This window comes from Mogibacterium kristiansenii (genome assembly GCF_029224645.1).
In the GTDB taxonomy this organism is placed as follows: domain Bacteria; phylum Bacillota; class Clostridia; order Peptostreptococcales; family Anaerovoracaceae; genus Mogibacterium_A; species Mogibacterium_A kristiansenii.
Genome location: NZ_JAQXUZ010000019.1, coordinates 33,622 through 46,124, shown reverse-complemented (window position 1 = coordinate 46,124; position 12,503 = coordinate 33,622). Strand labels below are relative to the sequence as shown.

10 protein-coding genes are annotated in these 12,503 nt (G+C 47.8%); 7 read left to right on the top strand and 3 right to left on the bottom strand.

Translation table 11 applies throughout. The features are described 5' to 3' along the window. On the bottom strand, window positions 1-612 hold a 612-nt coding region (locus tag PUE40_RS05535), incomplete at its 3' end, for a restriction endonuclease subunit S (protein ID WP_277672142.1). Window positions 613-1,149: 537 nt separating this feature from the next. Here PUE40_RS05535 and PUE40_RS08295 point away from each other — a divergent pair. The 5 genes from PUE40_RS08295 to PUE40_RS05510 all read left to right on the top strand — a co-directional run bounded on the left by PUE40_RS08295 (window position 1,150) and on the right by PUE40_RS05510 (window position 6,998). Then, a complete protein-coding gene (locus PUE40_RS08295) occupies window positions 1,150-1,494 on the top strand; it encodes a KilA-N domain-containing protein (protein WP_328603037.1) in 345 nt (114 codons plus the stop codon). 299 nt (window positions 1,495-1,793) lie between these two features. After that, entirely contained in the window at window positions 1,794-2,435 is a 642-nt protein-coding gene (locus tag PUE40_RS05525; protein ID WP_277672141.1) for a hypothetical protein, read from the top strand. Between the two features lie 11 nt (window positions 2,436-2,446). Beyond that, window positions 2,447-2,665 carry a PF20097 family protein gene (locus PUE40_RS05520; protein ID WP_154554065.1) on the top strand — a complete coding sequence of 73 codons (219 nt, stop codon included), beginning with the start codon at window positions 2,447-2,449 and terminating at the stop codon, window positions 2,663-2,665. A gap of 266 nt (window positions 2,666-2,931) precedes the next feature. Next, window positions 2,932-6,255, top strand: coding sequence for a DEAD/DEAH box helicase family protein (locus tag PUE40_RS05515; RefSeq protein WP_277672140.1), 3,324 nt, complete (start codon window positions 2,932-2,934; stop codon window positions 6,253-6,255). Window positions 6,256-6,320: 65 nt separating this feature from the next. Continuing rightward, entirely contained in the window at window positions 6,321-6,998 is a 678-nt protein-coding gene (locus tag PUE40_RS05510; protein ID WP_277672139.1) for a hypothetical protein, read from the top strand. A gap of 982 nt (window positions 6,999-7,980) precedes the next feature. Here the strand turns inward: PUE40_RS05510 and PUE40_RS05505 are convergent. Then, window positions 7,981-8,880 carry a YitT family protein gene (locus tag PUE40_RS05505; RefSeq protein WP_206157313.1) on the bottom strand — a complete coding sequence of 300 codons (900 nt, stop codon included), beginning with the start codon at window positions 8,878-8,880 and terminating at the stop codon, window positions 7,981-7,983. Between the two features lie 157 nt (window positions 8,881-9,037). Between PUE40_RS05505 and PUE40_RS05500 the strand changes: the two genes are divergently transcribed. Beyond that, window positions 9,038-10,789: an ABC transporter ATP-binding protein gene (locus PUE40_RS05500; protein ID WP_277672138.1), complete on the top strand. Its 1,752-nt coding sequence runs from the start codon at window positions 9,038-9,040 to the stop codon at window positions 10,787-10,789. Here PUE40_RS05500 and PUE40_RS05495 read toward each other — a convergent pair. Next, the gene (locus PUE40_RS05495; protein WP_277672137.1) at window positions 10,784-11,848 is read right to left on the bottom strand and encodes a WG repeat-containing protein; all 1,065 of its coding nucleotides are present in this window, start codon (window positions 11,846-11,848) and stop codon (window positions 10,784-10,786) included. The genes PUE40_RS05500 and PUE40_RS05495 overlap by 6 nt on opposite strands. A gap of 133 nt (window positions 11,849-11,981) precedes the next feature. Between PUE40_RS05495 and PUE40_RS05490 the strand changes: the two genes are divergently transcribed. Continuing rightward, on the top strand, window positions 11,982-12,416 hold the full coding sequence (locus tag PUE40_RS05490) for an RrF2 family transcriptional regulator (RefSeq protein ID WP_277672136.1): 435 nt from the start codon (window positions 11,982-11,984) through the stop codon (window positions 12,414-12,416). Window positions 12,417-12,503 lie beyond the last annotated feature (87 nt).

The following is a 12,503-nucleotide window of genomic DNA, read 5'->3' as shown; positions in this document are numbered from 1 at the left end:
TTCATTCCCATCATTAACACAATATTTAGCCCAACCACGAGAACCAGAAGTAAGCGAAATAATGTAATTAGAAAGCCGATTGATTTGATATCCATTTGGATTTTCAGTTGGATCCCCAAAGAGTTCTACAAATCGGGCTTTGATAAGGTCATCTAAATACTGTATCTCCCTTTTCCTGTGAGAAAGAACCGTATCCAGTTTGCTAAATACATCTACAATTTCTTTTTGCTCTTTCTTATTCCCGATCCAAACCTCCATTTTTTCTAAATCAGCTCTAATAATCTGAGGTTGGACAGCTCCACTGATTACATCCTGGAATCCTCTACCCATAAGTGCATAATATAAATATCTTATATCAATATCGTCAACCAAATCATCTAGTGCCATTGCATTACCATTTATATAGGAGAATGGCTGAGAAATATTAAGAGCGCCACACGTTCCTCTGCACCCTATCATCAAAGTTTCATTCTCATGATTGTAGTCATTATAATATCCAATTATTCCATTTGCACCGTACACAGGATATTTACCATCTGGCACAAGATTTTTTCCAGTCAAAGTTTTCCACTGTTTTGGTCTACATATATTTTTTAATTGAACTTTTTCCATACACATCAGCCTCTACAAGTCCTAGTTTTACTTTCATCTCTTCATTCCTTATGTTCTATCTTTCCTAATGCCTGAGTTATAACCTCTGGCACGCATTATGAAGTTCCCGTGAAGTGTTGTGCATTTTAGGCAATTCAGCCCCAATCTGCACAACATTTTCGTCCAGGAAGCAGTTCTTTGACGAGAATTGGAGAAATCACCTTCCTGTGTGGATTATCCTATTAGAATCACCCCCGGATTCCTCCGAAAAACCGTGCTGTTTTTATGCCGAATCCGTCCGAAACGGGCCAGCTGCATACCTGCTCGCCGCTTCGACTTTGAAGTGTTGGCGCAAAAACAGGTTCCGGCGGCAATATGCATAACGTTTCACACCAACTTCACAATCCGGCCCGGCGGCCACTCTAATTTCCGCTGTTTTCCGCCGTTTCCCGTCAGCACTCGGCGTCTGCTTTTCGCAAAACAATAAATATCAATTTGTAGCACTGCCCACTTTCCATTTAATAATGAATTCTACGTCGAAAAAATCTATAGGACCCTATCCAAAATACTGCTGCATTAAGCTATCAAATAGAAGTTGAGTCTCGTCCAACGCCTTCTGCACCGTCGCTTTCAATTTCAAAACAAGACCTGGATGATTATATTTGCATTACGGATATCGCAAAAGCAAAATCGGATTCAGCCAGAGCTGCAGATATAGTACGAAATTGGTTGAGAAACCGTGGTACATTAGAGTTTTTGTCTGTATGGGAGCAAATATATAATCCTCAATTTAAAGTGTTCGAATCTGAACACTTTAAAAAGCAGGTTGGATTATTGACTTTTACACCAAGTGTTTCGGAATGGATTAGTAACTCAAACTTCCCACATGAAAATGGGAGCTGAACAAGTAATTGCCATCAGACCGGCCAAGAGCGTATCATTGACGATGAACACATCCTTACGATTTTCACCGGCATCTGCCTTACGGAGCAGCTTTCCGACATGGAACATTGAAAAGATATTTTCGATAATTGTGTAAAGTATCTGTCCATCGCGATTGTCGTGTGGTATCATGATTGTAGTTATCTAATATCCCCAAAATCGTTGATATACTACGCATATCAAATAATGAGGAGTCTTGACAGACTCCTCATTATAAAAAACAAACATCACTGTTTCGATATGCGAAGGGGGATTTCACGATGAAGAAACGATTAGGGATTTTTGTTGTTTTAATTGCTGTATTAGTTTTTGGTATAAGTGCTCAAGGGGCTTTTGCTAGTAAAGAGCATTATTTTGGAAAAACACCACGAGGACAGAAGATATACTATACTGTCAAATCTGTAAAAAAACATACAATACGAAAGTATGCTTCCAAGCCTTCAAAATCAGACTGGAAAAAATACGTTAAAGGGGTAGTTGATGTTTCGATATCATTTTTCGATAAAAAAGTTGGAATTCCATATTCTGTAGTTTCCGCCGCATTAGGATTGAAGAATGATAAGGTTAAGATTAATTACGGAACAAGATTCTTCTCTGATGCTCAAATGCATTCGATAAAGGAAAGAACATTTTATATATATGAAGATAAAAAGCATACAAAAAAGAGAGTTGTTTACAAAGATCAGTATGGTACAGGAGATTTGTTATATTATGTTGATCCGGTTGGAAAACATGTCCATATAACTAGAATTAAGAAAAAGTGTAAATATGATGTAAAAATGAAGACACGTTGCTTTAGCAATAATTCATACATTAAGAAACGGTGTGGAATTAACTATAATCATAGGTCTAAAGAAGTGTGGAATTTGGACGATCAAGTTTTATTTCAAACTTTTAAATAAGGAGTATAGTAATGAAATGTTCAAGCTGTGGCGAAGAGATGATTCTTGGATATATTAAGTGTAGAGATGGACTTTGTTTCTGTGAAAAACCAAGCCCGATTACAGTCTTTCCATCTCTTGGAAAGAACGCTATTCCGCTTGGGAAAGAAAAAGTCGGACTTTTCAGTGGTGGAACGATTACAACTGCATACAGATGTCCGAAATGCAGAGAAGTCGTAATTAAATATTAATAATGGATAGCAATCTTCGCAGAAGCGAAGATTGCTACAGAATGAAGAAAACCCGCAGATTCAAAATTTTGAATCTGCGGGTTTTCTTGTAAGAGACGTTGGTTGGAACGGTTTTACGAGGGACCATTATCAATGTGAAGGCATATGGAAAGATTTCTTCCCAATCAACAGTTGGCAGGGAGATGGGAAATACGATATAATGAAATGACTTTTGAATGCGCCCATGGTGAGGGTGCTGCAGTTAGTATAATTATCGGAGAGAAGCAATGGGTAACTTTGATTTCCTTAAAGAGGATGCACAATTTAAGTCTTTTGCGGATATGGCTGTTCGGGCGGAACGGCTGCTGGGAATCGATCCGGAAGCGTGCGCAATCGGGTGCAGAAAGGCGATGGAATTTGCCATCAAATGGATGTACACGGCGGACCATTTTCTTCGGATGCTATATAAAGAAACCCTTGTTGCGATGATCAATACCAATCGCTTTCGGGAGTTGGTGCCGGATGATTTGATGCGGCGGATTCAGTATGTGCGGGCGCTGGGAAACAATGCGGCGCATGCCGGCGTGCAGATTACCTATGAACAGGCGGCGCTTGGAATAGAGAACCTGTTCTACTTCATGGATTTTGTGGCATGCAGTTATTCCAGAACCTACGATGCGCCGGATTTCCACCGGGAGCTTCTCGGCGCAGAGAATGAGCTGGAAAAGAAGGAAGCCCTCGCCCAGGAGAAAACGCAGCAGTACGAACTGAACATCCAGAAGCTTATCGAAGAGAACCGGGCACTGAAAGACGAACTGAGTGCGAGACGGGAAGAGCGGATGGAGAATTATGTTCCAAAGCCGCTGGATTTGACGGAATTCAAAACGAGAAAAATATACATCGACGTTATGCTGGCCGCTGCCGGCTGGACGAAAGGCAAGGACTGGCTGGAGGAGGTGCGGCTGGAAGGAATGCCGAACGCCTCCGGCGAAGGTTTTGCGGATTACGTGCTGTACGGGGATGACGGACGGCCGCTGGCAGTTGTGGAAGCGAAGCGCACCAGCGTCAACGTGGAAAACGGCCGAATTCAGGCCCGACTCTATGCGGATATTATGGAGAAAGAATACGGGCGCAGGCCGGTGGTCTTCCTGAGCAACGGTTTCGAGATGCGAATCATCGACAACCAGTACCCGGAGCGGCCGGTTGCGGAATTCTATTCCAAGCGCGATCTGGAGAAGCTTCACAATCTCCAACGGATGCGGGAGCCGCTGACGGATATTCGAATTCGCCGGGACATTGCCGGCCGGTATTACCAGGAAGCCGCGGTAAAAGCAGTCTGCCGTACGTTGGGCGAAGAGAACCGGCGGAAGGCGCTGCTGGTCATGGCGACGGGTTCGGGAAAAACCAGAACCGTAATATCCCTGGTAGAAGTGCTCCAGAGAAAGGGTTGGGTGAAAAACGTCCTCTTCCTGGCCGACCGAACCGCACTGGTCACTCAGGCTAAAAGAAGCTTCGGCGATCAGCTGCCGAATCTATCGGTAACCAATCTCTGTGAGGATAAAGAAAACTACGGCGCGGCCTGCGTCTTTGCCACTTACCAGACCATGATCGGCTGCATCGATTCGGTAAATGACGAGGATGGCAAAAGATTGTTTACGCCGGGCCATTTCGACCTGGTGATTTGCGATGAGGCCCATCGGTCGATTTATAACAAATACCGGGATATTTTTAATTACTTCGACGCACCATTGGTGGGCTTGACGGCAACCCCGAAGGACGAAATCGACAAGAATACCTACGGTGTTTTTAACCTGAAAGCCGGGCAGCCGACCTATGGCTACGAACTGGCTCAGGCGGTGACGGACGGATACCTGGTGAATTACGTGTCTGTGGAAAGCAAGCTGCAATTCATGGAGAATGGCATCAACTACGACGATCTTACCCCGGAAGAGCAAGACGAATTCGAAAATACTTTTGAGGATGAGGATTTTATCCCGAAGCAGATCGATTCCTCGGCGCTGAATCAATGGCTGTTCAACAAGGACACCATTCGAAAAGTGCTGGACATCCTCATGACGAAAGGCCACCGCGTTCATTTCGGAAAAGATATCGGCAAGACCATTATTTTTGCAAAGAACCATCGGCATGCAGAGGAAATCCTAAAAGTATTTAACGAGGAATATCCGAAGCTGACCGGCTATGCGGAGGTCATCGACAATCAGATTAAGAATTCGCAGCAGGCCATCGATACCTTCTCCAATCCGAAGAAGCTGCCGCAGATTGCGATTTCCGTGGATATGCTGGATACGGGAATTGATGTGCCGGAAGTGCTGAACCTGGTGTTTTTCAAGAAGGTGATGAGCAAATCGAAATTCTGGCAGATGATCGGCCGGGGGACACGGCTGTGTGAGGGCTTGCTGGACGGTGCGGACAAGGAGAATTTCTACATTTTCGACTTCTGTGGAAATTTCGAATTCTTCCGCTTGAATCCAAATGGCCGGGAAGTGAAGAATTCCGGAACGCTGCAGGGTCAGTTGTACCGGATTAAATTCGCCCTGTCTCATAAGCTGCAGGATTTGGAGTACCAGACGGAGCCGTTGATGGCATTTCGAAATAATCTGGTGGATGAGATGCTGGAAAAGGTCCGGGGAATCAATAAGGAAGGTTTTGCGGCGCGACAGCATTTGCGGTATATCGAAAAATATTTAAATAAGGATAATTACAAAATCATAACCGATGAAGACGAGTCGTACGTTAAGGAAGAAATCGCTCCGCTGCTGCAGGACGACACGGAAGATGCGCGGGTTCTTCGCTTTGATTCGCTGATGTACGGCATCGAATTGGCGCATCTGGAAGGGAAGAAGATGAGTGCCGGAATTCAGTCTCTCCAGAATCGTGTGGGTCGTGTGGCAAAAGAAGCCGGGACGATTCCTGCGGTAAAAGCTCAGAAAATGTGGATTGACCGGGTTCTGGATACAGAGTGGGTCAGTGACGCGGACATGAACGATTTCGAATCCGTTCGGAAGAACCTTCGGGAGCTGATGATATATTACCAGCCGCCAAAGATAAAAGTACATCATACGGATTTTGAAGATGAAATTCTGGAAATGAAATGGGATGGCGGCGAACTGGAGAACGATTACCTGAAGGATTATCGTCACGATGCAGAGGTATACATTCGCCAGCATCCGGATCACCTGGTAATCGGGAAACTCAAGTCCAATATTCCGCTGACCAAAATGGATGTGGAACAGCTGGAGCAAATCCTTTGGAGCGAGGTGGGCTCCAAAGAGGATTACGAGAAGGAGTACGGCGACAAACCACTGGGAGAACTGGTTCGTGAAATTGTGGGAATGGATATGAATGCGGCCAAAGCGGCATTTGCAGATTACCTGGAAAATGCGAACCTGAATGATCGGCAGATCTACTTCGTGAACCAGATTGTGGAATATATCGTTCGAAACGGTATCATGAAAGACGTTTCGGTTCTCCAGGATTCTCCGTTCACGGACCGCGGAAATATCATCGAACTGTTCGGAGATTCCCAAGATGTGTGGAGCGGGATCATGGGCACGATTCGGGATATCAACCGGAATGCGGATATCTCGTAGTTGAACAGAGCAGAGGAATATTTTTTCCAGTTCGGGTAAAGCATGAGCGAATGACGAGGTGAATCATGGGCGAATATTATAGGTGGGTGAATGTCGATAAAAAAGAATATATCTGTCCGGAGGATTTTGATTACGGGAGTAAATTTGGCGCGTCTATGCACAAGGACAGTACTCCACTTCATGCACTTCACAGTCTGTTGACAGATGAGTGGAAGGGCGACCGTGTTCTTTGGTTTGGTGATGAGTGTTCTGTTCCGGAACAGTCTTCAAACGGAGTGATAAAAACGCTGTACGAACAGTCGGTAGAATTTGGATATCCGGAGGATGCTTTTGATATGATCTGCGAATCGTACAGAAACGTATCCTGCTTATTCAAGGAAGCTGAAGAAGACGTCCGTGAATGGATAGAGGATGATCTTGAGGAGTACAGGGAAAACGGTAAACTTGATCATTTCAACGAATACGGGATTGATTTTGATAATCCGTATGAAGGATTGTTCCTGAAAACTGCGAAAAGACGTATGTTCACGATTAACCACACAAAGAAGATTTATTACACTCTTGCTGAGACAGACATACTTTTTCAGGATCGTACAAAGAATGATTATGCAGATCCACTGGCAGTTTTAATGGGTTATGGAAGAGTTACTGAACCGGGAGAATGGCTTGGAGACGTTATAGGGGTTTCAGATCAACGGCCTGAAGGTTATTCGCTGATCAAAGAAATATATGTGGATTGGTAGTGATTATGACGAGGCAGATATTGGATCGTTTTTCATATCGAGGAAAAAGGACGGAATAGTTTCTGCGAACTATCTCATAGTGATTCATGAAGGGCTCTAATTCAAGCCGTTTTCGGAATATCGGAAGAAATTGACGACGAACGGGAGAAGATGAAGCGTTCGTCGACAATTCTTTCCTTTTGTGAATTATGATGATATGAAGTGATGCACGAAGGCCGGCGAGCGCCTTCCGTGCATCACTTTTCATGTGAACGCGGCCCGAATCTAATTCGGGACGGCGCCGCCCGTGTTGGCGTCGGCCTCCCTGCAAGGCCTTGTTGCACCGTCAAGCCACGCCAACAAGGCCTGGATTTTCCCGAGACGGTGCCGATCGTGTTGGCGTGGGCCTTCCCGCAAGGCCTTGTTGCACCGTTAAGCCACGCCAACAGGAGCCGGAATTTCCCGCGCCGGCGCCGCCCTTGTTGGCGTGGACCTTCCCGCAAAGTCTTGTTGCACCGACAAGCCACGCCAACAAGGACTGGAATTTCCCGTGCCGGCGCCGCCCGTGTTGGCGTGGGCCCTCCCGCAAGGCCTTGTAGCACCGACAAGCCACGCCAACAAGGCCCGTATTCTCCCGAGACGGCGCCGCCCGTGTTGGCGTGGGCCTCCCCGCAAGGCCTTGTTTTACCGTCAAGCCACGCCAATAAGGCCCGGAATTTCCCTTGCCGGCGCTACTCGTGTTGGCGTCAGCCTCTCTGCAAAGTCTTGATTCACCGTCAAGCCACGCCAACAGGAACCGGAATTTCCCGAGACGGCGCCGCCCGTGTTGGCGTGGGCCTTCCCGCAAGGCCTTGTTTCACCGTCGATCCGCGCCAACAGGAGCCAGATTTTCCCGTTCCGGCGCTGCTCGTGTTGGCGTGGGCCTCCCCGCAAGGCCTTGTTTTACCGTCAAGCCACGCCAACAAGGCCCGGATTTTCCCGAGACGAAGCTGTTGACGAAGAATTAATCCGTCAGCTTTTTCTGGAAATTTCCGTACACTTTGGTGCCTTCCGTCACGATGACGAAAGCGTGGGGGTCGATGCCGCGCACCAGGCTCAGCAGCCGCTCGATTTCGTACTTGGAAATCATGGTCACCAGGATGTAGGAATCCTCTTTCGTATAGGCACCTCGGCCGGTCCAGTCGGTAACGCCGCGCTCCATCTCGGTGAGAATTACGTCGGAGATTCCCGGGTTCTTGGTGAAAATCATCACCTGCACGTTGATGTTCTGGATGAACATCCGGTCCAGGAACACCGCCAGAATCGTGGTGTAGATCAGGGAATAGATGACCACTTCCACATTAAAGATGAAGAGGCAGACACCGTAGATAAAAACATTCATGATGATGCTGATAATTCCGACTTTGGCATTGGGATGGCGAATGGCCATGCACACGCCGATGATATCCTGCCCGCCGCCGGAGGAACCTCCGCGCATTACCATTCCGGCACCGCTTCCGGCGATGACGCCGCCCACAAAGCAGGCCGCCAGGGTATCGTGCATGATCGGTGTGGCCGGCACGGGAACCAATGCCAGCGCCAGAGAGGCAATGCCGATGGACACCAGGGATTTAAAGCAGAATTCTTTTCCCACCACCTTATAGGCGACGAAGAACAGCGGCACGTTCTCCAGGAAGTAGATGATACCCACCAGGTCAAAGCCGGCCGGCACCGGAATGTGCAGCACGTTGACGCAGAGGAGGCGCAGTAGCTGCGCCAGGCCCATAAAACCCCCATTGTACAGTCCCAGCGGGGTGACAATCATATTGACGCCGATGGCAAAGAGAATATTGCCGCCGACCATCCAGGCGTTCTGCTCGATGAAATGACGATATTTCGATGGAATCAAGCTATTCGGTTTCATGACCCTCTTCCTTTCCCAATTACACTCCAAATACAATCCTTAAATATGACAATTATACATTATCTCCATGAAAAAAACAGAGTTGAACAGATAATTCTTGCAACTTTCCAAACGATTGTGTACAATAACTTGTTACAATATGATAAGGAGGAAGAATATGAAGAACCATACACTGCCCACCGGGTATTTGCTGAAGCGGTTCATGCCGTACTTCAGCTCTTATAAAAAGATCTTTATTTTTGACCTGATTTGTGCCGCCTTCACCAGCGTTTGCGACCTGGTGCTGCCGGTCATCATCCGGTTTATCACCAACACGGTATCCTACCATCCGGCCGACCTCACCATCAACATGGTGGTGCGCCTGTCTGCGCTGTATCTGGTACTTCGCGGGGTGGACGTGCTGTCCAACTACTACATGCAGAACACGGGCCACGTAATGGGCGCGCTGATTGAGACGGACATGCGGCGGGACCTGTTCCGCCACTTCCAGGAACTGTCCTACTCCTACTACAGTGAGAACAAAATCGGTCAGCTGGTTTCCAGAATCACCACAGACCTGTTCGACATTGCGGAATTTGCCCACCACTGTCCGGAAGAGTATTTCATCGCGGCGGTTAAAATCATCATTTCGTTCATCATACTGATCCGGGTGAATGTGCCGCTGACATTGGTGCTTTTCGCCATGATTCCGCTGATGATTTACTTCGCTATGAAGTATCGGACCAAGATGCGTTCCGCCTTTAAGCTGCAGCGGAGCCAGCTGGGTGAAGTAAACTCCCACGTGGAGGACAGCCTGCTGGGAATCCGGGTGGCCAAATCCTTTGCCAACGAGGATATTGAAAAAGAAAAGTTCAGTGAAGGAAATGTCAAGTTCCTGGATGCAAAGCGCATCGGATACAAGAGCATGGCGGGATTCCGCAGCGTGACCCGGATGTTTGACGGGCTGATGTACGTGATGATCGTGCTGCTGGGATCCATTTCCCTGATTAAAGGCACCATTACCGCCGGCGATTTCATCGCATATCTTCTCTATGTTAACATGCTGCTGGAAGCCATCCGCCGGATTGTGGAGTTCACAGAACAGTTCCAGCGGGGTATTACCGGAATTGAGAGGTTCGTGGAAGTGATGGACGAACCGGTAGAAGTGGATGATGCGCCGGATGCGGTAACACTGGGACCGCTGAAGGGCGAGGTGGATTTCAAGGATGTATCCTTCCGCTACAACGACAGTGAGGAAATCCTGAATCGCATCAACCTGCATATCCGTGCAGGAGAGAACATCGCGCTGGTAGGACCTTCCGGTGCGGGAAAAACCACCTTCTGCAACCTGATTCCGCGTTTTTACGATGTTACATCTGGAAGCATTTCCGTGGATGGAATAGATATTCGAAATGCAAAGATTCAGTCTCTCCGTTCCCAGATTGGAATGGTACAGCAGGACGTATATCTGTTCTCCGACACCATTGCGGGAAATATTGAGTATGGCCGTCCCGGTGCCACTCGGGAAGAAATTATTGCGGCGGCAAAATTAGCCGGTGCCGATGATTTCATCCGGGAAATGCCGGAGGGATACGACACCTATGTGGGAGAACGAGGAACGAAGCTTTCCGGCGGCCAGAAGCAGCGAATCAGTATCGCTCGGGTGTTCCTGAAGAACCCGCCGATTCTGATTCTAGATGAGGCCACTTCGGCATTGGATAACGAAAGTGAGCGTCTGGTGCAGTCTTCTCTGGCAGAACTGGCCAAGGGAAGAACTACGCTGACCATCGCACACCGCCTGACCACCATCAAGAATGCGGACCGAATCATCGTTCTGACGGAGAACGGCATTCAGGAAGAAGGAAGCCACGATGAGCTGATGGCGAAGGACGGAATATATGCTCACATGTATCACATGTATGAGCTATAGCGATTCCGGAATGATTTTTCCGTAAGGATCCATAAGGACGGTGCGAACGTCGCCGGGACCGAATATTTTCTGCGCACGGAAGGTGCCGTCTCCCAAATATTGAATACGGATATAATCCGCATCCGTCAGTTCGGTGCGGAGTTCCACGCTGTAGATGCCCAGTGCTTCGCATTGGGCATCTTTGTTGTATTCGATGTAGTAGAGGTACTCCCGGTTGTGGCTGTAAATATCCACGCCCTGATTGTGAGGACCGAACAGGGCTTCGTTCTGCTCGTTCAGCACCCACCATTTGTGGCGATAATCCATCACCAGGACGAATCCGTTGGCCATGTAATAGAGGTCCGGGTAGATGCAGGGAATGATTTCCTTTCCCGTTTCGTCGCACAATCCGAAAAGGTCGTAATCCGTTCCCCCGGGGATTATCTTTCGAATGCTGGTTCGGTAGATTTCCTTCTCCGTTGAAAACAATTCGATGTCGTTATAGATGGGCGGAATGAGGGTGCCGCCGTCTTCATCCAGCAGGGAAACGAACTGCTCCTCGGTTTCCTCATTTCGAATTACTTTGCGGAAGTGCCGGGTGGTGGGAACCCGCTCCGTAGAAATTCGGCGGAATGGGGATTCATCCGGAACGGCGGTGGACTGAATGCCATGACCGCCCTCTTCCGATGAAATGATGTATTGCCGGAGCAGCCGGTTTTCCGGATGGAAGAAGGCATCGGAAAAAGACAGGCAGAGCATGGGCTCTTCTCCCATCAGTACATAGAAATCGTGGAGTTCCATTCCGGCACAATCCGTCAGTCCATCGAAAGACGAAAGCCCCAAGGGTTCGCCGGACGAGGCGGCCGGGCCGATTCTGATTTTACAGTGATTGGAATCCTTATACCAGATGAGAAGGAATTTGGTACCGAATTCCAGCGCGTGGATTCCCAGAGAAGCATCGGTTTGCCAATCGGTGAGGCGGCATCCCTCCAGCACGCGAAAGGCTTCCTCCACACCTTGCCGGATGCGGGTGTAGCCGGAGTATTCTTTTGCAAAAAGTTGATTGTAATCGTATTTCATAGCGGTTTCTCCTTACCGGAATTGTACCATATTTAACGAAAAAATTAAATTCTATCGAATTAGTAGGAATTACTTGATTTCCTAGTGAACAGGTGGTATTTTAATTAAGTAAGTTTGAAAGGAGGATGGGCAGATGATGGTTTCGACAAAGGGCCGATACGCGCTGGTAGTGCTGACGGACCTGGCAAAACATCAGGAGGATGGTTTCGTTTCTCTGTCTGAGGTGGCGGAGCGGCAGAAATTGTCCCTGAAATATCTGGAAATCGTGGTGGCCATGATGAACAAGGGCGGTCTATTGAAGAGCTGTCGGGGGAAGAACGGCGGCTATCGGCTGAAAAAAGAACCTTCGGAGTACAGCATCAACGAGATCCTTCAGTTGACCGAGGGAAATCTGGCGCCGGTGGACTGCGTGAAGAACAGCGAAGTGGATTGTGCCAATTCGGAGGGCTGCATTACGCTTCCTCTGTGGATCGGACTGGATCGGCTGATTTCCAGCTACCTGGAGAACATCACCTTGCAGGATCTGCTGGACGGAAACCGAGAGAAGATTCTGGATATTGAAAAATAGGTGAGGATTCATTAATTCCTATTGACTTAATAGGGATTATATGATATTTTTAATTCGACATACAAAGAATACACACACTATATTTTA